The sequence below is a fragment of the Paramesorhizobium leguminum genome, from assembly GCF_003217235.1.
GTDB lineage: Bacteria > Pseudomonadota > Alphaproteobacteria > Rhizobiales > Rhizobiaceae > Paramesorhizobium > Paramesorhizobium leguminum.
This window is the reverse complement of record NZ_QJTF01000002.1, coordinates 250,281-271,543: the sequence shown is the minus strand read 5'-3', so window position 1 is coordinate 271,543 and position 21,263 is coordinate 250,281. Positions and strand designations below refer to the sequence as shown.

The window sequence follows — 21,263 nt, the reverse complement described above, 5'->3', positions numbered from 1 at the left end:
GCGGCTAGTGAAGAGCCGCATGATCTTCTCCCAAAAGCCTGCAATTTTTGGGGATCATGCTTATAGAGAACATGTCTGGACCTGATATGAAATTGAAGGATATCGCCGATCTCGTCCCTCTTGCCGGCCAGGCTGCCGGGGAGATGGAGATCGCCGGGCTCACCTCGGATTCGCGTAAAGTCCAGCCGGGCTATCTCTTCGCCGCGCTGAAAGGGGTGAAAGCCGATGGCGGCGCGTTTGCGGCTGACGCTGTTGCCAAGGGCGCTGTCGCGATCATTGCTCCGCGCGATGCGGACATCGGTGTTCCCGACGTGCCGGTCATCCGCGTGGAAGACCCGCGCCGCACGCTGGCGCTTGCCGCCGCCGCCTTTCATGGAAAACAGCCAGAGATGATGGTCGCCGTCACCGGCACCAGCGGCAAGACGTCCATCGCTTCTTTCACCCGGCAAATCTGGGCGGATGCGGGATTTTCCGCCGCCAATATCGGCACGACGGGCGTGTTCTCGCCGACGCGCAGCGATTACGGCTCGCTGACGACACCCGATCCGGTGGAACTGCATCGCATCCTGCGCGAACTGGCGGAAGAGGGCGTCACCCATGCGGCGATGGAAGCTTCCTCGCACGGTCTCGATCAGCGCCGTCTCGATGGGGTGAAGCTCGCCGCCGGGGCGTTCACCAATCTCGGACGCGACCACATGGATTATCATCCGACGGTCGAGGATTATCTCGCCGCCAAGATGCGCCTGTTCGATACGCTCCTGCCCAAGGGCGCGCCGGCGATCATCTTCGCCGATAACGAGTTTTCGCAGCAGGCTATCGAAGCGGCGAAGGCGGCGGGCAATGAGGTTCTGACCGTCGGGCGCAAGGGCACGTTCCTTGCGCTCAAGCGTGTCGAGCATGAACGCTCCCGCCAGCACGCAGAGGTGAGGATCGGCGACGATATCCACGAGATTGCACTACCGCTCGCCGGGGATTTCCAGGTTGCCAACGCGCTGGTCGCGGCGGGGCTTGCCATCGTGACGGGCGTTCCGGCGGCGGCTGCGATGCGGGCGCTGGAGCGGCTGAAGGGCGCGCCGGGGCGCCTCGATCTCGTCGGGGCGACCGAGGATGGCGCGCCCGCCTATGTCGATTACGCGCACAAGCCGGACGCGCTGGAAAACGTGCTCGCTTCCGTGCGCCCGTTCACCACGGGCCGCGTCATCGTGGTTTTCGGCTGCGGCGGCGACCGCGACACCGGCAAGCGCCCGATGATGGGCGAAATCGCCACGCGGCTTGCCGATGTGGTCATCGTCACCGACGACAATCCGCGCTCGGAAGTGCCGGCGGCGATCCGCGCGGAGATTCTGGCGGCGGCGCCCCGCGCTATTGAAATCGGCGACCGGCGCGAGGCGATCCGCACGGCGGTCAATATGGCGAAGTCAGGCGACACGCTGATCATCGCCGGCAAGGGGCATGAGGAGGGGCAAACTATTGGCGGTGTGACCCATCCCTTCTCTGATCACTCGGAAGTCGCGCAGGCATTGAAGGAGCGGCTGAAATGAGCTGGCTTTGGACCTCATCCGACATGGTGGCGGCGATGGGAGGCAGGCCCGTAGGCGCCTTGCCGGAAGGCATATCAGGAATTTCCATCGATACGCGCACGTTGAAGCCGGGTGAGGCGTTCTTCGCCATCAAGGGCGATCAGTTCGACGGCCATGATTTCATAACCGCAGCCATGGTGGCGGGAGCCGGGCTGATCGTGGTGGCGGAGGCGAAGCTTCCGGCGCTGGGCAAGCTGCAGGTGCCGATGATCGTGGTGGACGACGTGCTGGAAGGTCTGACGCGGCTTGGCATCGCCTCGCGGGCTAGGAGCAAGGCTCAGATCATCGCGGTGACGGGTTCCGTCGGCAAGACGACGACCAAGGAGGCGCTCCGGCATGTGCTGTCCGAAGTGGGCAAGGTGCATGCCTCTGCCGCTTCCTTCAACAATCACTGGGGCGTGCCGCTGACGTTGGCGCGGATGCCTGATGATACGGAATACGGCGTGTTCGAGATCGGCATGAACCATGCCGATGAAATTCGGCCATTGGTCAAGATGGTGCGCCCGCATGTCGCGATCATAACACTGATCGCGCCGGCTCATCTTGGCCATTTCAAAAATCTGGAAGAGATCGCGGCGGCCAAGGCGGAAATATTCGAAGGGATCGAGCCCGGTGGCACCGCGCTTCTCAACCGGGACGACGAGCGTTTCGAGCTCCTGATGCAGATGGCGGAAGAGGCGGGCGTGATCCACATCCGCAGCTTTGGCGAGGGGGCCGACGCCGACTATCGCGCGGACAAGACCAAGCTTCTGCCCACCTGCTCCTGCCTGACCGCATCGCTGGCAGGGCAGGAGGCGGTGCTGAAAATCGGCGCTCCGGGACGGCATATCGTGCAGAACGCGCTGGCGGTGCTGGGAGCCGCGCATCTCGCCGATGCGGACATGGCGAAGGTGGCGATGGCGCTCGCGACGCTCACGCCGGAAGACGGACGCGGCGCGCGCCACAGGCTGCGCCATCCCCATGGGGATATCACGCTGATCGACGAGAGCTATAACGCCAATCCCGCCTCGATGCGGGCGGCGCTCGAACTTCTCCATGCGGCGAAGCCGGAAGGCGAGGGGCGCCGCATCGCGGTTCTGGGTGATATGCTGGAGCTGGGCAACCACGCGCCCAAACTGCACCGCGACCTTGCCAGGCCGGTGGCGGAGGCGGATGTGGATGCGCTTTTCATCGGCGGACCGGAAATGTCGGTGCTTGCTTCCGCTTTGCCGGTTGAAATTCATACGGAATACAGGCAGAGCGTCGAAGAATTGCAGCCGCTTGTGATCAAGGCGCTCCGTCCTGGCGATGTCGTTATGGTAAAATCGTCAAAAGGAATCGGGTTCTCCAGAATCGTCAAGGCTCTGATGACCAAATATCCGCCTGCCGAGCCGCGAGAAGCGGCTGAGTAGGATTTTTTGTTATTTAGTCGCATGATCCAGTTTGAAAAAGTGTGCCAACTTTTTCGGATCATGCGCTGAGGGGGCATACCTATGCTGACGCTTCTGACCCATTTCTCCGACCTGATGCCGGGGTTGAACGTATTCCGCTATATCACGTTCCGCACCGGCGGGGCGTTGATCACTTCCGCGCTTCTGGTATTCCTGTTTGGGCCGACGATCATCAATTCGCTGCGCATCCGGCAGGGCAAGGGTCAGCCGATCCGCGCCGATGGGCCGCAGACGCATTTCAAGAAGGCGGGTACGCCGACCATGGGCGGCCTGATGATCCTGTTCGGCATCCTGGTTTCGTCCTTCCTTTGGGCCAATCTCGCCAGTGTCTATGTCTGGGTGGCGCTGCTCGTCTCGGTCGGCTTCGGCGCCATCGGCTTCTATGACGATTATCTGAAAGTCACCAAGCAGTCGGAAAAGGGCTTTTCCGGCAAGGCTCGGCTCGGCATCGAGTTTCTTATCGCGGCGATTGCCGGATGGTTCATCATGCGCGCGGGGCAGGAGCCTTTCTCCTCGTCGCTGACCTTTCCGTTTCTCAAGCAGTTCGTGCTCAATCTCGGGCTGTTCTTCATTCCCGTCGCCGCCTTCGTCATGGTCGGCGCCGGCAATGCGGTCAATCTGACTGATGGCCTCGACGGGCTGGCGATCGTGCCTGTCATGGTCGCCGCCGCCTCCTTCGGCGTCATCGCCTATCTCTCGGGCAACGCGATCTTCGCCGATTACCTGCAAATCCACTTCGTTCCCGGCACCGGCGAACTATCGGTCGTGCTCGGCGCGGTGATTGGCGCGAGCCTCGGCTTCCTCTGGTTCAACGCGCCTCCCGCCGCCATCTTCATGGGCGATACGGGGTCGCTGGCGCTGGGCGGATTGCTCGGCGCGGTGGCCGTCGCCACCAAGCACGAGATCGTGCTCGCCATCATCGGCGGCCTGTTCGTGGTCGAGGCGCTCTCGGTCATCATCCAGGTCGCCTGGTTCAAGCGGACGGGCAGGCGCGTGTTCCTGATGGCGCCGATCCATCATCATTTCGAAAAGATGGGCTGGACGGAAAGCCAGGTCGTGATCCGATTCTGGATCGTATCGATCATCCTGGCGCTGATCGGCCTTTCCACGCTGAAGCTGAGATAAAGAGATGATCGCCGCCCATTCCCTCAAGGACAAGACCGTCGCGCTGTTCGGGCTCGGCGGCTCGGGCATCGCTACCGCACAGGCGATCATGGCTGGCGGGGCGCGTGTGCTTGCGTGGGACGACAATCCGGCGAGCGTGGAGCGCGCTAATGCGGCTGGCATCCCGACGGGTGACCTGAGGCAGGCGGATTGGAAAGATTTTTCCTCGTTCGTGCTTTCGCCCGGTGTGCCGCTCACCCATCCGCGCCCGCACTGGACGGTGGATATTGCGCGCGCGGCGGGTGTCGAGATCATCGGCGACATCGAAATGTTTGTTCGGGAGCGTACTCGATCCGCGCCGGATAGCCCGTTCATCGCCATTACCGGCACCAATGGTAAATCGACGACGACGGCGCTGATTGCGCATATCGTCAAATCCTCGGACCGCGATGTGCAACTGGGCGGCAATATCGGCACGGCGGTGATGACGCTCGATCCACCGGCGCGTGACAAATATTATGTCGTCGAATGCTCGTCCTACCAGATTGATCTTGCGCCATCGATCAACCCCACCGCCGGGATACTGCTCAATCTGACGCCGGATCATCTCGACCGGCACGGCACCATGCAGCATTATGCCGATATCAAGGAGAGGCTGGTCGCGGGGAGCGATACGGCTATCGTAGGCGTCGATGACAGCTACTGCGCGGGAATAGCCGACCGGCTGGAGCGCGCCGGGAAAACCATCATCCGCATTTCCAAGCGCCAAACTTTGGCCGACGGTCTTTTTGCCAATGGGCCGAAGCTGATGCGCTCCGGCGGGGGTACGGTAGAGGAACTCGTTTCGCTTGAAGGCATTGGCTCGCTGCGCGGCGAGCACAATGCGCAGAACGCGCTTGCAGCGATTGCCGCCTGCTTGGCTGTTGGTTTAGGTGTTGAGGAAATCCGCGACGGGCTCAAATCCTTCCCAGGCCTCGCGCACCGCATGGAGCAGGTGGCGCGGCGCGGCAAGGTGCTCTTCGTCAATGATTCCAAGGCGACCAATGCGGACGCCGCCGCGCCGGCGCTGTCGTCCTTCGAGCGCATCTACTGGATCGCCGGTGGCCTGCCCAAGGAAGGCGGCATCGCCTCGCTCTCAGGCTTTTTCCCGCGCATCGCCAAGGCGTATCTGATCGGCGAAGCCGCGCCGCAATTCGCCGCGACGCTGGGCGAGGCTGCGCCCTATGAAATTTCCGGCACGATTGCCGCAGCCGTCCAACATGCCGCGCGCGATGCGGCGGAGGATGGTGTAGCGGAGCCGGTGGTGCTGTTGTCGCCGGCCTGTGCCAGCTTCGACCAGTTCCAGAATTTTGAGAAACGAGGGGAGGCGTTTCGCGAGGCGGTGATGGCGGTTGGGACGGGGAGCGATTAAATGAGCCACGCATCTCTCCCTAGAGCATGTCGCGTTGAAACGGTGACGTTGGTGCGAGGCGCCCCCCTCTGTCCTGCCGGACATCTCCCTTTGTCCCCGTCGTCATCCTCGGGCTTGACCCGAGGATCCACGGCTAGGGAGCACGGAAGTCGCCGCTCCTCAAACGCATTCCAGCGAGTAGAGACGGTATTGGTTCCGCGACCAATATTTCGTTTTGTGATTAATGATCCCGTTGCTGGTGATAGTGCCGTATTCGCCTCCTTGCCGTGGATCCTCGGGTCAAGCCCGAGGATGACGACGGGGGGGCGGGGAGACGGACGGAAGGCAAAGGGGGCGCTGCCCCGCCACCGCTTCCATTTGGGAATCAATCACCCCATCAAAGGAGCCCACCCATGGTAAGCCGCGTCGATCGGGGGCCGGTGGCCAATTGGTGGTGGACGATCGACCGCTTTTTTCTCGCGGCCTGCCTGGCGCTGATGGGGCTGGGTATTCTGTTATCCTTCGCCGCGAGCCCGGCGGTGGCGCAGCGCATCGGCCTGTCGAGCTTTCATTTCGTCGAGCGGCAGATTGTGTTCATGCTGCCCGCGCTTGGCGTAATGATTGGGGTCTCCTTTCTGGGGCAGCGGGATATAAGGCGGTTCGCGCTGATCCTGCTTGGCGTGTCGATGCTGGCGATGGTCGCGGCGCTCTTCTTCGGCATTGAGGTGAAGGGCGCGCGGAGGTGGATTTCGCTTCTCGGCATATCGATCCAGCCGTCGGAATTCATGAAGCCTGCTTTCGTTGTCATCTGCGCCTGGCTTTTCGCCGAGCATGAGCGGCGTCCGGGCATTCCGGGCAATCTGCTGGCCATGCTGCTGTTCGCGCTCGTCGCGGCGCTGCTTGTGGCGCAGCCCGATCTGGGGCAGACGATGCTGACAGCGGCGACATGGGGCGCGATGTTCTTCATGGCCGGGATGCCGTGGTTCTGGATCGTTGTTCTCGCCGGATGCGCGGTCGGCGGCGCCTTTGGCGCTTACACCTTTTTCCCGCATGTCGCGGGCCGTATCGACCGCTTTCTGACCGGTGAAGGCGACACGTTTCAGGTGGATGCCGGACGCGAGGCAATCGTACGTGGCGGCTGGTTCGGGCAGGGGCCGGGCGAGGGCACGATCAAGCGCATCATCCCGGACAGCCATACGGACTTCATCTTCTCGGTGGCGGCGGAGGAGTACGGCATCATACTTTGCCTGCTGATCATGCTGCTGTTCGCCTTCATCGTGGTGCGCGGGCTGGCGATTGCGCTGAAAGAGCGTGACGAGTTCACGCGGCTTGCGGTTTCCGGCATCGTCATCCTGTTCGGCTTCCAGTCGATCATCAACATGGCGGTTAATCTGCACCTGATGCCGGCCAAGGGCATGACGCTGCCGTTCATCTCCTATGGCGGCTCATCGCTGATCGCGGTGGCGATCACGATGGGCATTCTGCTGGCGCTGACGCGGCGCAGGCCGGAGGCGCGCATGTCGGCATCGCTCGATTTTAGCGCAGGCCGTCGCCTTACGCTTGGAAGGTCATAATGTCGAAGGGGGTTATCGTCCTGTGCGCGGGGGGGACCGGGGGGCATCTGTTTCCGGCGGAAGCGCTCGCGCATGAGCTTTCCGCGCGGGGTTGGGAGGTGCATCTCGCCACCGACACGCGGGCGCAGCGCTTCGCGGGTACGTTTCCGGCGAAGGCGGTGCATGTCATTCGCTCAGCGACGATTTCCGGGCGCAATCCCATAGCGCTGGCCAAAACGATGTGGCGGCTGTGGCAGGGAAATCTCGATTCGAGGCAACTCTTCCGCCGATTGAAACCAAAGCTCGTTGCCGGCTTCGGCGGCTATCCGACTTTGCCGCCGCTTTATGCGGCGACGCGAATGGGAATTCCCACCCTCATCCATGAGCAGAACGCGGTGATGGGGCGGGCGAACAGGGGGCTCGCCCCCCGTGTCGATGCGATCGCAGGGGGCTTTTTGCCTGAGACAGGGGGGAACTTTTCCGCCAAAACGGTACAGACGGGCAACCCGGTGCGCCCGGCGGTGCTGAATGAGATCGGCAAACCGTACCAGCCGGTACTATCAGGCGAACCATTCCGCCTATTGGTGTTCGGCGGCAGCCAGGGCGCGGGGTTCTTCTCCACCGCCATCCCGGCGGCGATCCGGCTGCTGCCGGAAAAGCTTCGGGCGCAGCTGAAGCTCACCCAGCAAGCCCGTTCGGATGATGAGCGCCAAGTCAAGGCGGCGTATAAGGAAATCGGGTTCGAGGCGGAGGTAGCGCCGTTCTTCACCGACATGCCGGCACGTATCGCCAATGCGCATTTCGTCATCTCGCGCTCCGGCGCTTCCACCGTCTCGGAAATCGCGGCCATCGGGCGTCCGGCGGTGCTGGTGCCGTTTCCCCATGCGCTCGATCACGACCAGGCGGCCAACGCGGCGGCGCTGGAAGCCGCTGGCGGGGCGCAGGTTATCCGCCAGTCGGAACTGGACCCGGCGCGGCTTGCGCAGATCATCACCGATGCCATGAACCAGCCGGAGCGGCTGGCGGCGATGGCGAAGGCGGCGCAGGGCGCGGGCAGGCCGGAGGCCACGCGGTTGCTTGCCGATCTCGCAGAGGCTATTGCGTCGGGCAAAACAATTCAGGAATTCAAGGAAGGAAACCGGCCATGAAGATGCCGCTGAATATCGGGCTTGTGCATTTCATCGGCATAGGCGGCATCGGCATGAGCGGCATCGCGGAAGCCTTGCACAGCCTTGGCTACCGGGTGCAGGGTTCGGACCAGTCCGACGGGGCGAATGTGCAGCGCCTGCGCGACAAGGGTATCGAGGTGTTCGTCGGTCACAATGCCGAAAACTTGGGCGATGCCGAGGTCGTGGTCGTCTCGACCGCGATCCGCAAGAACAATCCCGAACTGGTGGCCGCGCGGGAGCGCTTGCTGCCGGTCGTGCGGCGCGCCGAAATGCTGGCCGAGCTGATGCGCTTCCGCCAGGCGGTGGCCATCGGCGGCACGCACGGCAAGACGACCACGACCTCGATGGTCGCGGCGCTGCTGGAAGCGGGCAATTTCGATCCGACCGTCATCAATGGCGGCATCATCAACGCCTATGGCACCAATGCGCGGATGGGCGCGGGCGACTGGATGGTGGTGGAGGCGGATGAGAGCGACGGCACCTTCCTGAAGCTGCCCGCCGATGTCGCCGTCGTCACCAATATCGACCCGGAACATCTCGACCATTACGGCTCCTTCGACAATGTGCGGGAGGCTTTCCGACAGTTCGTCGAGAACGTGCCGTTCTACGGTTTCGGCGTGATGTGCCTCGACCACCCGGAAGTGCAGGCGCTGGTCAGCCGCATCGAGGACCGCCGCGTCGTCACCTATGGCGAGAACCCGCAGGCCGACGTGCGTTTCGTCAACCATGCCTTCAAGGGCGCCTCTTCCACCTTCGACGTGATCATCCGTTCGCGCAAGGGCGGCGATCTCATTGAAATCCCTGGGCTCACCCTGCCGATGCCGGGACGGCATAATGTCTCCAATGCGACGGCGGCCATCGCGGTCGCGCATGAGCTCGGCATTTCGGACGAAGACATCAAAAAGGGGCTTTCGTCCTTTGGCGGCGTCAAGCGGCGCTTCACCCATACGGGTACATGGAACGGCGTCGAGATATTCGATGATTACGGCCATCACCCCGTCGAGATCAGGGCGGTGCTTCGGGCGGCGCGGGAGGCGACGCAGGGGCGCGTCATCGCCATCGTCCAGCCGCACCGCTATACGCGGCTTGCGAGCCTCTTCGACGATTTCGCCGCCTGCTTCAACGATGCCGATATCGTCGCCGTCGCGCCGGTCTATACGGCGGGCGAGGAGCCTATCGAGGGTATCGATTCCGAGACGCTGGTCAGCCGGATCAAGACGGCGGGACATCGGGATGCGCGCTATGTCACCGGTCCAGAGGCGCTGGCGCCGCTGGTTGCTTCGGTGGGCGAGCCGGGCGATTTCGTCGTTTGTCTCGGCGCGGGAAATATTACGCAATGGGCGTATGCGCTGCCGAAGGAACTGGCCAATCTCTAGCGCCGGAGAGCAGACGGTGTTTTGATGGAAGCGCCAGGCACCCCCTCTGGCTTGCCTTATCTCCCCCACAAGGGGGGAGATCACGCTGCTATGAACGCCGCTGCTGGTCGCAAACATTGCAGAGTAAGTGCCGTCATCGATGCAGGCCAATCTCCCTCCTTGTGGGGGAGATGCCCGGGAGGGCAGAGGGGGTGCTGTCCCGCCAGCCTTTCCATTTGAAAAGAGAAAACGCCAGGGCGTGGTACTTACAGGAGAAAGTTGATGATCGGTGACGGCGAAGCGCTGATAGCGAAGCTGGGTGACAGGTTTTCCGGGCTGCGGGGCCGGATCACGCCCAATGCTGAGATGGACAAGATCACTTGGTTCCGCGCCGGCGGGTTGGCGGAGGTGCTGTTTCAGCCTGCGGACGAGGAGGATCTGGCGGCGTTTCTAAGGGCGGTGCCGGAGGAAATTCCGGTCATGGTGGTCGGCATCGGCTCCAATCTGCTGGTGCGCGATGGTGGCATTCCGGGCTTTGTCGTGCGGCTTTCGGCCAAGGGTTTCGGCGAGATCGAACGCGTGTCGGAAACGCGGCTTCGCGCTGGGACGGCTGCGCCGGACAAGCGGCTGGCGGCGGCGGCGCTGGAAGCAAACATTGCCGGCTTTCATTTCTATCACGGCATCCCCGGCGGCATCGGCGGCGCGCTGCGCATGAATGCTGGGGCAAATGGCGTGGAGACGCGCGAGCGGGTGGTGGAGGTCAGAGCGCTTGATCGCAAGGGCGACCTGCACGTCCTCTCCAATGCCGATTTGGGCTATGCCTATCGCCATTCCTCCGTGCCGCCAGAACTGATCTTCACCTCGGCGCTTTTCGAGGGAATGCCGGGCGAGCATGACGAAATCCGGGCGGCGATGGATGCTGTGCAGCACCACCGCGAGACGGTGCAGCCAATCCGCGAGAAGACCGGGGGGTCGACCTTCAAGAACCCGGAAGGTTCATCTGCCTGGAAGGAAATCGACAAGGCCGGCTGCCGCGGGAAAATGGTCGGCGGGGCGCAGATGTCCGAGATGCACTGCAATTTCATGATCAACATCGGTAATGCGACCGGGTATGACCTGGAGACACTGGGCGAGACGGTGAGGGCGCGTGTGCTGGAGAATTCAGGCATCCGGCTGCATTGGGAAATCAAGCGGCTGGGGCTGTTCGAGCGGGGGCGGGAAGTGCGGGAGTTTTTAGGGGGAAGTTAAAATGAGTAAGTCTGCAGTCCAGAAGTCCGAAGAACCGCGCACCTTGAAAACAGGCGGCGGTGATGGCACATTCAACGGTATGGAAGAACGTGTATCGGCCCTTGAGAAGAAGCTCGACAAGATGGACTTCAAGCTGGATAGGCTTGTAAGCGACGTCTCCAAGCTCGACAAGGACGTATCCAAGATCGACCAGCTTGTGAGCGACGTCTCCAAACTCGATAAGGACGTCTCCAAGCTGGGTGCCGACGTCTCCAAGCTAGATAGGGACGTCTCCAAGCTGGATAAGCTTGTGAGCGATGTCGCCGAACTTAAAGGGCGCGTTTCCGCCATGCCTACGACATTCCAGCTTTTGGGCATGGTGATGGCTATTATGGGTGCAACGTTTGCGTTCATCAGATTCGGTCTGGCTGGCCTTTAAATCCGCTTCATTTGCGTAAGTTGCTCCGGTAGTTCCTGCCGTAATGATGAGGAAGACAGTGTGAAGGCTTTGCTTATCATCGACATGCAGATGGAGATGCAGCGTCGGATCGAGGGCGGCAGGGATCATGTCAATCCCGATGCTCCGGCCAAGATCGCGGAGCTTTCCGATGCCTTCCGTCAGAAGGGTTTGCCGGTCATTCATATTCGGCATCGCGATGAGGACCCAGCGTCGCCATTCCATTTCGATGCGGCGGGTTATTCGCCTATGCGATGTGCGGAAGCGCTTGATGATGAGCCTGTTTTCTTTAAACGGACTTCATCGGGTTTCGCCTCGACCGATCTTGCAGCCCATCTGCATGACAAAGGCATAGTCGACCTGGTCGTTACCGGCGCGGTAGCCGGGTTTTGCGTTAACTCGACGGTTCGGGCGGGGGCCGATCTCGGCTTCAATATGATGGCTGTGCGAGATGCCGTAATTGGCTTCGATTTGCCTTCAGCCGGCCTATCGGCCCGCACGATCTTTGATGTGACAATGGCTCACCTTGAGGCGGGGTTTGCGAAGGTTGTCAACGCTTCGCCGGTGCTGGCTGGATAATTTCCCTCCACGACAAAAATCGCTCCCTAACGAAAAGGGTTGCCACGGAATCGACTCTCTGATTCTTATAGGTCCAAGCGTTAACTGATTTGAGTCGGCGGGTGATTTGCCTGTCACGGGTGCTTGCGGTTTCTCCGTGGGTGGCCGGTTGGTTGCATTTCGGTGTGCTGAACTCAAAATCTTAAACGCAGAGGGGATTTCTCGCATGGCGAAGAAGCATGTCGCGGTTTTGATGGGTGGATTTTCATCGGAGCGCCCGGTGAGCCTCTCGTCGGGTGCCGCGTGCGCCGAGGCCCTGGAGGCCGAAGGTTATGCCGTGACGCGGGTCGATGTCGGCAGCGATGTTGCGCACGTGCTGGCTGATTTGAAGCCCGATGTCGCCTTCAATGCCCTGCATGGCCCCTTTGGCGAGGATGGTTCGATTCAGGGTATTCTCGAATATTTGCGCATTCCCTACACGCATTCCGGTGTGCTCGCCTCGGCGCTTGCCATGGATAAGGAGCGGGCGAAGATCGTCGCTTCTGCGGCCGGTGTTTCGGTTGCCGATTCGAAGGTGATGAATCGATTCGATTTCACCTCCAGCCATCCGATGAAGCCGCCTTATGTGGTGAAGCCGGTGCGCGAGGGGTCAAGCTTCGGCGTGGTGATCGTCAAGGAAGATCAGTCGCATCCGCCGCAGATCATCACCTCGTCTGAATGGGGGTATGGCGATTCGGTCATGGTCGAGCGCTATGTCGCCGGGCGGGAGCTGACCTGCGCCGTGATGGGCGATGTGGCGTTGGGCGTCTGCGAGATCATTCCGGTCGGTCACCAATTCTATGATTACGATTCGAAGTATGTCGTTGGCGCATCAAAACACGAATGCCCGGCAAAAATTTTACCGAAAATTTACCAAAAAATACAAACAATGGCACTCAAGGCGCATCAGGCGATTGGCTGCAAGGGCGTGAGCCGTTCCGACTTCCGATACGATGATCGTTTTTCGGAAGATGGGGAGCTTGTCTGGCTGGAAATCAATACCCAGCCCGGCATGACGCCAACATCGCTGGTGCCGGATATTGCCAGAGCCGCGGGGCATTCCTTCGGTGATTTGTTGAGTTGGATAGTGGAGGACGCATCGTGCCTGCGTTGAACGGTAGAGCTTATAGCGCCGACAGGGCTGCTGCGATGCGTCATGCATCGGCGGCTCAGAGCGCGTTCGTTCTGCCGAAATTCCTCCGCAAGCCTTTTCGTCTTGTCATGCGCTTGGCAGAGGGCAATGTCGCGGTGCCGCGCTATTTCGGAACCGTCGGCGCGATGGGTTTTCTCGGTCTCACCGGCCTCTACGGCATGACGCTTGGCGGCCATACGCCTGAGGTCGTCAAGGCAACCACCTCCACATTGGGCTTCGCGATCGAGAAGGTCGATGTGGCGGGCAATCGTGAGACGTCGGAGATCGATGTGCTGGGCGCGCTGGCTCTTGACGGCGAGACTTCGCTGATCGGCATGAGCGCGGAAGAAGCGCGCGGAGCAATCGCCCTTCTGCCGTGGATCGAAGCTGTCGATGTGCGCAAGATCTATCCTGGAACGGTTCATGTCGCCATCGGCGAGCGCAAGGCGTTTGCGATCTGGCAGCGCGACAAGGATTTGTCGCTCGTCGACGATGCCGGCAAGCCGATCGTTCCTTTTTCCGGCCGTCATGCGGATTTGCCGCTGGTGGTAGGCGAGGGGGCAGGCCCGGCGGCAAAGGATTTTGTCGCCAAGGTCGCGGCCTTCCCGCATCTGGCCGGCAAGGCGCGCGCCTATATTCGCGTCGCGGATCGCCGCTGGGACATTCTGCTCGAAAACGGCGTCCGGATCATGCTTCCCGAGAATGACGCGGAAGCGACGCTTGCCGCGATCGACAAGCTCGATCAGGAAAATGGGCTTTTGTCGCGCGATATTCTCGCCGTCGACATGCGCTTGCAGGACCGGGTGAGCGTCCGCCTGACGCCCGGGGCGATGGAGCGCCGTGAGCAGACGCTCAAGGAGCGCGACAAGCAATTGGCCCAGGCGAGGAAACGCGTATGAGTATTCTCGGCGGCAAAAATACATCCCAAGCCGGGTCTTCAGGGCGTCGCGTACGTCTGCTGACCGTTCTGGATGTCGGCTCCAGCAAGGTTTCCTGCCTGATCGCACGGCTCAGGCCGCGCGAGGAGAGCACGCTGCTGCCTGGCCGCACGCATCGCATGGAGGTGCTCGGCATCGGGCACCAGAAATCGCGCGGCGTGAAGTCGGGCGTCATCACCGATCTCGACGCGGCGGAGCAGTCGATTCGGCTCGCGGTCGATGCGGCAGAGCGCATGGCCGGGCTGACGGTCGAGTCGCTCATCGTCAACATTTCCGCCGGGCGGCTCAGGAGCGAAACGTTCGGCGCCAGCGTCAGCCTCGGCGGCCACGAAATCGACAAGGCGGATATTCGCCGTGTGCTGACCGCCGGCGCCAAGCAGGCGCTTGCGGCGGAGCGCCATGTCATCCATGCGCTGCCCGTCGGCTATACGCTCGACGGCGAGCGCGGCATCCGTGATCCGCTCGGTATGCTGGGCGACGCGCTGGGCGTCGACATGCACGTGCTGACGGCGGACAATGTTCCGCTGCGCAATCTGGAGCTTTGCATCAACCGTTGCCACCTCTCGGTCGAGGCGATTGTCGCTACACCCTATGCGAGCGGCCTTTCGGTTCTTGTCGACGACGAGGCGGAGATGGGCGCGGCCTGCATCGACATGGGCGGCGGCACGACCACGATTTCGGTTTTCTCCGAGGGGAAATTCATCCATGCGGACGCCATCGCCATCGGCGGCAATCACGTGACGATGGATGTGGCCAAAGCCTTTTCCGCGCGCATGGACGATGCGGAACGGCTCAAGGTCATGTACGGCTCGGCGTTGCCGAGTGGTGCCGATGACCGCGATATGATCAGCGTTCCGCCCATCGGCGAGGACGATCACGACGTGCCGAACCAATATCCGCGTTCGGTGCTGACACGCATCATCCGCGCGCGGGTTGAGGAGACGCTGGAACTGGTGCGCGACCGGCTCAACCAATCCGGTCTTGGCCATATCGTCGGCAAACGGGTGGTGCTGACGGGCGGCGCGAGCCAGCTTGCCGGAATGCCTGAAGCAGCGCGGCGCATTCTGGCGCGCAATGTCAGGATCGGTCGTCCTCTCGGGGTGGCGGGGCTTCCCGAGGCGGCCAAGGGAGCAGCTTTCGCGGCGACCATCGGGCTTTTGATCTATCCGCAGATCGCAGGCATCGATGAGCGTTCCGTGAGCGCGATGAACCGCATGACGGGGACGGGCGGTCCCATCTATCGCATGGGGCAATGGCTGAGAGAGAGCTTCTGAACCAGGCACAACGGACGACCGGGCAATAACAACTTTATTCGGCACCGCGGCGGCGAAGCGGTGGAAAGGCAAAAGGACGAGGAACGATGACTATCAATCTGCACAAGCCGGACATCACCGAGCTTAAGCCGCGCATCACCGTATTTGGTGTGGGTGGCGGCGGCGGCAACGCTGTTAACAACATGATCAATGCGGGTCTGCGCGGCGTCGATTTCGTGGTGGCGAACACCGATGCGCAGGCGTTGGCCATGTCCAAGTCGGAGCGCCTCATCCAGCTCGGTACTGCCGTCACGGAAGGCCTTGGCGCCGGATCGCAGCCTGAGGTCGGCCGCGCTGCCGCCGAGGAGTGCATTGACGAGATCATCGATCATCTGTCGGGTACGCATATGTGCTTCGTCACCGCCGGCATGGGCGGCGGCACGGGCACGGGTGCTGCTCCCGTGGTGGCGCGCGCGGCGCGTGAAAAGGGTATTCTCACCGTCGGCGTCGTGACGAAGCCGTTCCATTTCGAGGGCGCTCGGCGGATGAAGACCGCCGAGATGGGCATCGAGGAGCTGCAGAAGAACGTTGACACTCTTATTGTCATCCCGAACCAAAACCTTTTCCGTATCGCCAACGACAAGACGACCTTCGCGGATGCCTTCGCGATGGCCGACCAGGTGCTCTATTCGGGCGTTGCCTGCATCACCGACCTGATGGTGAAGGAAGGCCTCATCAATCTCGACTTCGCCGACGTGCGTTCGGTGATGCGCGAGATGGGCAAGGCAATGATGGGCACGGGCGAGGCTTCCGGCGAAGGCCGTGCGATGGCTGCCGCCGAAGCTGCTATCGCCAACCCGCTGCTCGACGAGACTTCGATGCGCGGCGCGCGGGGCCTGCTGATCTCGATCACCGGCGGACGCGACATGACGCTGTTCGAGGTGGACGAGGCGGCGACCCGTATTCGCGAGGAAGTGGATCAGGACGCCAACATCATCCTTGGCGCGACTTTCGACGAAGGACTGGAAGGCGTTATCCGCGTTTCGGTTGTGGCAACTGGCATCGACAAGCAGATTGGAGACGCGGCGCCTGCGCCGCTGGAATTTCGCCAGGCGATGAAGCCTGCCGTCAAGCCCGTCGCGCAAGCTCCGCTGCAGCGTCCGGTTCAACAGCCCGCCCCGCAGCCGGATCCGGTTGCCCAGGCGATCCACGCCGCTGAGGCCGATCTTTCGCAGCAGCTGATGGAATCGCTCGCGCAAGAGCAGGATTTCCGCCCGCAGAGCCGGATATTCCATGCGCCCGCGCCTGAGGCCTTTGACAACCGCGCACCGGCACCCGCGCCCGCACCGCGACCGCAGGCACCGCAATTCACGGCTGCTCCGCAGCATCAGCCGCAGCCGATGCAGAGCGCGCCTGCTCCGCGCCCCGCGCCCCGGATGCCGAATGTTGCCGACTTGCCGCCGGTGGCGCAGGCGGCGCTGAACGCACAGCATACCCCGCCCGCGGAAGATCGCGGTCCGCGTGGTCTGCTTAACCGCCTGACGCGCGGTTTGTCCTCGCGCCGCGAGGAAGAGCCGCAGGCACGGCTCGAGCCCGCGCAGCACCGCGAACCGGCGATGCGTCCGGCGGAACCGCGCCGTCCGCTCTCGCAGGATGCGTCGATCTACGCGCCGCGTCAGGGCCAGCTCGACGGCCAGGGCCGTCCGCAGCCACGCCAGGTTTCGGAAGAGGACCAGCTGGAAATCCCGGCCTTCCTGCGTCGCCAGGCGAACTGAACATTCACGACTTGGTTATAATGCAATCCCCGTCCGTGCTTGTCACTGGCGGGGATTTCTTTATCTAATTGAAACAATGGAATAATTTATTGTCCGCCCTTGATGGCGGCGTAACAATCGTTAAAGAAGCGTGATTTTGACGGCCAAGGAGCGAATACTATCTTCTGCTTAAACAGAGCGCCTCCCGATTTCCGCTTGGGGACAAGGGTTTCCTGGGGCATATAAGCGCTGGACATGGCTGTCATGTCCGTCAAATATAATAAAACGCAAGGTGGGCCGTCCATGGGGATCGTTTCGGGATATCAGAAAACGCTCGCAAATCCGATCACGCTTGCCGGAATTGGCGTCCATAGCGGCGATCCGGCAACGGTTCATTTTCTCCCCGCAGATCCGGATACGGGTATTGTTTTTCATCGCGCCGACGCAGATGGCAAAGTGCATGAAATAAGGGCGCTTGCCTCGGAGATCGGCGCGACGGATTTCTGCACGTCGCTTGGGATCCATGGCGTCAAGGTCGATACGGTCGAGCATCTGATGGCGGCGGTGATGGCGATGGAGATCGACAATCTCGTCATCGAGATCGATGGACCGGAAGTGCCGATTCTCGACGGCGCTTCTATCCGTTTCATAGAGGCCTTTGACGAAGCAGGCATTGTCGCTCAAGCGGCCAATCGCCGTTTCATTCGCGTCTTGAAAACAGTGCGCGTTGAAGCAGGGGGCTCCTGGGCAGAGTTTCGTCCACACGATAATATGCGTTTCGAGGTGGAGATCGATTACGATTGTCCGCTGATCGGACGCCAGCGCTTCGCCAGTGACATGAATTCGGAGATTTTTCGCCGCGAGATTGCCCGCGCGCGTACATTCGGCTTCATGAAGGATGTCGAAAAGCTCTGGGCTTCCGGCCATGCGCTGGGTTCCTCGCTCGACAATTCGGTAGTGATCGGCGACGACAATGCGGTTATCAATCCCGGTGGCTTGCGTTTCCCCGATGAGTTCGTCCGTCACAAGACGCTCGATGCCGTGGGTGATCTGGCGCTTGCGGGCAGCCCGTTCATCGGCTGCTTCCGTTCCTATCGCAGCGGCCATCGCCTCAACACGGCCACGCTACGGGCGCTGCTGGCGGATCGTTCAGCCTTTGAGATTGCGGAAACCGCCGGCCAACGGCCACGTGAGCGGCCCGCGGCAAGTCTGGCTCGATAAGGCCGCGTCTGTCGCTGGTCGTCATATCGGGCTTGTCCCGAGAATGATGGCAGAACAAGCGGTCTTGTCCTGCCGGCGTGTCAATCAAGACAATCTCTAAGCTAAATTTTCATGATTATTTTGTGGATTGTTCCTGCCGCAATGATTTGTGGCGGTCCAGCCATAATTGAGCCGTCAACAAATGGCGGAATGATGTGCGCGGAATCATAAAATCAGGGTTAATCGCCGGTTACAGCGTTGCCGATTTTCCTCCGCTGTGGTTTATGGGCGACCGACGCTATCAGAGTTGCGAGCGCCGAAGGGGTAGGACAGCATGACGAGTTCGAATTTGCCGGTGAACATTATGCTTGAAATGCAAATCCGTCCCGATCCCGCTCGACTCGCCATACTGCGCAAGGCGGTTCTCACCGGCCTTATCGCGCTCGCGATCCCGCTTGCTGGTTGCGCCAGCAAGGACGATGATCTCGACCTCTCCAAATATGTCGAGACGATCGATCCCGCTGATACGCTTTACAATCAGGGCCTTGCCAACCTCGAAGCCGGTCGCTTGAGCGAGGCGGCGAAGAAGTTCGCGGCGATCGACCGCCAGCATCCCTATACGGATTGGGCCCGCAAGGCACTGGTGATGGCTGCCTTCACCAACTACCGGCAGGGCAATTACGACGAAGCCATCAGCATGGGGAAGCGCTACACAACGCTTTACCCGACGTCGAAGGAAGCGGCATACGCCTATTATATCATCGGCCTTTCCTATTTCCGGCAGATACCGGACGTGACGCGCGATCAGGCGGCGACGCGCAGGGCTATTGCCGCGATGAACGAAGTTGTCGAGCGCTATCCGCAATCCGAATATGTGGATGACGCCAAGGCGAAGATCCGCTTCGCTCGCGACCAGCTGGCCGGCAAGGAAATGCAGGTCGGACGCTATTATCTGGAACGCAAGGAATATCTGGCGGCGGTAAAGCGGTTCCGCACCGTGGTGGAGGAATATTCCAACACCCGCCACGTGGAAGAGGCGCTGGCGCGTCTGGTCGAGGCCTATTATGCGCTGGGTCTTGCTTCGGAAGCGCAAACGGCGGCGGCGGTGCTCGGCCAGAATTTCCCGGACAGCCAGTGGTACAAGGATTCCTACAAGCTGCTGCAGGGCGGCGGCCTTGAGCCGCGGCAGAATTCCGGATCGTGGTTGGCGAAGGCGTCTGCGCTGATCACCGGCGGCGGATCGTAAGCTTCGCGCCATGCTGTCGCACCTGTCGATCCGCGATATCGTCCTGATCGAGAGGCTCGATCTGGAATTTCGTAGCGGCCTTACGGTATTGACCGGCGAGACCGGCGCGGGAAAATCAATCCTGCTCGATGCGCTTTCGCTAGCCCTTGGCGCCAGGGGCGATGCCTCGCTGGTGCGCCATGGCGCGGAGCAGGGGCAGGTAATCGCCGCCTTCGATGTGCCGGGCAACCATCCGGCCCGGCTTTTCTTGCGTGAAAACGAAATCGATGACGATGGCGATATCATCCTGCGCCGCGTGCAGACGGGAGATGGGCGCAGCCGCGTCTTCATCAACGATCAGGCGGCGAGCGTATCGCTGTTGCGCGAGCTTGGACGAAGGCTGGTGGAAATCCATGGCCAGCATGACGACCGGGCGCTGATCGATACCGACATTCACCGCGCGCTCATCGATGCCTTTGGCGGACTGGAGGCAGAAGTCTCACTTGTTCGCGGACGGTATCGCGTTTGGCGTGATGCTGATCAGGCGCTTGTCCGGCACCGGGCGAAGGTGGAGCTTGCCGCCCGCGAGGCGGATTACTTACGCGCTTCAGCGGATGAACTCTCCAAGCTTGATCCGCAGCCGGACGAAGAAGAGACGCTGGCTGAACGGCGCGCGACGATGATGAAATCGGAAAAGATCGCGACCGACGTCAACGAGGCGGCGGAAATCCTGTCGGGCTCAGCATCGCCCGTGCCGTCGCTGGCGAGCCTGGTGCGGCGGCTGGAGCGAAAGGCGAGCGAAGCGCCGCAATTGCTGGAGCCGGTAATCAAGGCGATAGATCAGGCGCTGGATGCCTTAAGCGACGCGCAAAGCGGCATCGAGGCGGCAATGCGGGCGATCGATTTCGACCCGCGCGTGCTGGAGCAGGTGGAAGAGCGGCTTTTTGCGCTCCGTGCGGCGGCAAGAAAATTCTCCGTGCCGGTCGACGGGCTGGCGGCGTTGCGTGACAAGATGGATGCTGATCTCCTTGATCTCGACGCCGGGTCGGAGCGTCTGGGCAGCTTGGAAAAAGAGGCCGTTGCAGCCCGCGTCGCTTATGACGAGGCAGCCAAGAAGCTTTCCGTGAGCAGGCAGGCGACGGCAGCGCATTTGAAAGCCGCGGTCATGGCCGAACTGCCGGCGCTCAAGCTGGAGCGGGCCGAATTCATCGTGGAGATGAAGAGCGAGGCAGAGGCGCGTGGGCCGGAAGGTATCGACACGGTCGAATATTGGGTGCGCACCAATCCCGGCACGCGGGCGGGGCCGATGATGAAGGTCGCCTCTGGCGGCGAATTGTCGCGCTTCCTGCTGGCGCTGAAGGTAGCGCTTGCCGATCGCGGCTCTGCGCCGACGCTGGTTTTCGACGAGATCGACACCGGCGTAGGCGGCGCGGTGGCAGATGCTATCGGCCAAAGGCTTGCCCGGCTTTCGGCCAATGTGCAGGTGCTCTCGGTCACCCATGCGCCGCAGGTGGCGGCGCGGGCCGGAACGCATATGCTGATTTCCAAGGGGCCGTCGGGCGAGGCATCGGAGATGATCGTCACCCGCGTGGCGCATATGGAGCACGAAGCGCGCAAGGAAGAGATTGCGCGTATGCTGGCGGGCGCTTCCGTCACGGATGAGGCCCGAGCGGCGGCGGCGAGGCTGTTGAGCGGGGCGGGGTGAGCGCTGTCTAAGAACGATTCATGGTTTAACGGAATCACGAGACATACCCCCCTCTGGCTTGCCAGCCATCTCCCCCACAAGGGGGGAGATTAGCCTGCATCGACGACGGCACTTATTCTGGGAATGTTGATGATTGGCGGAAGCGGCAATGACAGCGTAATCTCCCCCCTTGTGGGGGAGATGGCTGGAAGCCA

At 61.7% G+C, this 21,263-nt stretch carries 17 protein-coding genes; all 17 read left to right on the top strand.

All coding sequences use genetic code 11. From position 1 onward, the window contains the following. The first annotated feature begins 86 nt into the window (after positions 1 to 86). The 17 genes from C7477_RS02860 to recN all read left to right on the top strand — a co-directional run bounded on the left by C7477_RS02860 (position 87) and on the right by recN (position 21,069). On the top strand, positions 87 to 1,541 hold the full coding sequence (locus tag C7477_RS02860; RefSeq protein WP_110748745.1) for a UDP-N-acetylmuramoyl-L-alanyl-D-glutamate--2,6-diaminopimelate ligase: 1,455 nt from the start codon (positions 87 to 89) through the stop codon (positions 1,539 to 1,541). Next, positions 1,538 to 2,971 carry a UDP-N-acetylmuramoylalanyl-D-glutamyl-2,6-diaminopimelate--D-alanyl-D-alanine ligase gene (locus tag C7477_RS02855; RefSeq protein WP_110748743.1) on the top strand — a complete coding sequence of 478 codons (1,434 nt, stop codon included), beginning with the start codon at positions 1,538 to 1,540 and terminating at the stop codon, positions 2,969 to 2,971. The genes C7477_RS02860 and C7477_RS02855 overlap by 4 nt, the downstream gene beginning before the upstream one ends. Before the next feature lie 81 nt (positions 2,972 to 3,052). After that, positions 3,053 to 4,135 (top strand): phospho-N-acetylmuramoyl-pentapeptide-transferase, encoded by a 1,083-nt coding sequence (mraY, locus tag C7477_RS02850; RefSeq protein ID WP_110748741.1) that lies wholly within the window; start codon positions 3,053 to 3,055, stop codon positions 4,133 to 4,135. A gap of 4 nt (positions 4,136 to 4,139) precedes the next feature. After that, the gene (gene murD, locus C7477_RS02845) at positions 4,140 to 5,525 is read left to right on the top strand and encodes a UDP-N-acetylmuramoyl-L-alanine--D-glutamate ligase (RefSeq protein WP_110748738.1); all 1,386 of its coding nucleotides are present in this window, start codon (positions 4,140 to 4,142) and stop codon (positions 5,523 to 5,525) included. 392 nt (positions 5,526 to 5,917) lie between these two features. Beyond that, complete coding sequence (ftsW, locus tag C7477_RS02840) at positions 5,918 to 7,078, top strand: putative lipid II flippase FtsW (RefSeq protein WP_110748736.1); 1,161 nt, start codon at positions 5,918 to 5,920, stop codon at positions 7,076 to 7,078. After that, the gene (gene murG, locus C7477_RS02835) at positions 7,078 to 8,205 is read left to right on the top strand and encodes an undecaprenyldiphospho-muramoylpentapeptide beta-N-acetylglucosaminyltransferase (RefSeq protein ID WP_110748734.1); all 1,128 of its coding nucleotides are present in this window, start codon (positions 7,078 to 7,080) and stop codon (positions 8,203 to 8,205) included. Before ftsW ends, murG begins: the two co-directional genes overlap by 1 nt. Continuing rightward, complete coding sequence (gene murC, locus C7477_RS02830) at positions 8,202 to 9,602, top strand: UDP-N-acetylmuramate--L-alanine ligase (RefSeq protein WP_110748732.1); 1,401 nt, start codon at positions 8,202 to 8,204, stop codon at positions 9,600 to 9,602. Before murG ends, murC begins: the two co-directional genes overlap by 4 nt. Positions 9,603 to 9,863: 261 nt before the next feature. Further along, the gene (gene murB / locus C7477_RS02825; RefSeq protein ID WP_110748730.1) at positions 9,864 to 10,829 is read left to right on the top strand and encodes a UDP-N-acetylmuramate dehydrogenase; all 966 of its coding nucleotides are present in this window, start codon (positions 9,864 to 9,866) and stop codon (positions 10,827 to 10,829) included. A 1-nt stretch (position 10,830) separates the two neighbouring features. Further along, entirely contained in the window at positions 10,831 to 11,247 is a 417-nt protein-coding gene (locus C7477_RS02820; RefSeq protein WP_110748727.1) for a coiled-coil domain-containing protein, read from the top strand. 60 nt (positions 11,248 to 11,307) lie between these two features. After that, positions 11,308 to 11,844: an isochorismatase family protein gene (locus tag C7477_RS02815; RefSeq protein WP_245411692.1), complete on the top strand. Its 537-nt coding sequence runs from the start codon at positions 11,308 to 11,310 to the stop codon at positions 11,842 to 11,844. A 205-nt stretch (positions 11,845 to 12,049) separates the two neighbouring features. Then, complete coding sequence (locus C7477_RS02810) at positions 12,050 to 12,976, top strand: D-alanine--D-alanine ligase (RefSeq protein WP_110748725.1); 927 nt, start codon at positions 12,050 to 12,052, stop codon at positions 12,974 to 12,976. After that, positions 12,964 to 13,893 (top strand): cell division protein FtsQ/DivIB, encoded by a 930-nt coding sequence (locus C7477_RS02805; RefSeq protein WP_110748723.1) that lies wholly within the window; start codon positions 12,964 to 12,966, stop codon positions 13,891 to 13,893. The genes C7477_RS02810 and C7477_RS02805 overlap by 13 nt, the downstream gene beginning before the upstream one ends. Next, entirely contained in the window at positions 13,890 to 15,206 is a 1,317-nt protein-coding gene (ftsA, locus tag C7477_RS02800) for a cell division protein FtsA (protein ID WP_110748720.1), read from the top strand. The genes C7477_RS02805 and ftsA overlap by 4 nt, the downstream gene beginning before the upstream one ends. A gap of 86 nt (positions 15,207 to 15,292) precedes the next feature. Next, the gene (ftsZ, locus tag C7477_RS02795; protein WP_110748718.1) at positions 15,293 to 16,960 is read left to right on the top strand and encodes a cell division protein FtsZ; all 1,668 of its coding nucleotides are present in this window, start codon (positions 15,293 to 15,295) and stop codon (positions 16,958 to 16,960) included. A gap of 282 nt (positions 16,961 to 17,242) precedes the next feature. Then, positions 17,243 to 18,160 (top strand): UDP-3-O-acyl-N-acetylglucosamine deacetylase, encoded by a 918-nt coding sequence (gene lpxC, locus C7477_RS02790; RefSeq protein WP_110748856.1) that lies wholly within the window; start codon positions 17,243 to 17,245, stop codon positions 18,158 to 18,160. A 352-nt stretch (positions 18,161 to 18,512) separates the two neighbouring features. Continuing rightward, complete coding sequence (locus tag C7477_RS02785; protein ID WP_110748854.1) at positions 18,513 to 19,385, top strand: outer membrane protein assembly factor BamD; 873 nt, start codon at positions 18,513 to 18,515, stop codon at positions 19,383 to 19,385. Between the two features lie 10 nt (positions 19,386 to 19,395). After that, positions 19,396 to 21,069: a DNA repair protein RecN gene (gene recN / locus C7477_RS02780; protein ID WP_110748716.1), complete on the top strand. Its 1,674-nt coding sequence runs from the start codon at positions 19,396 to 19,398 to the stop codon at positions 21,067 to 21,069. Positions 21,070 to 21,263 lie beyond the last annotated feature (194 nt).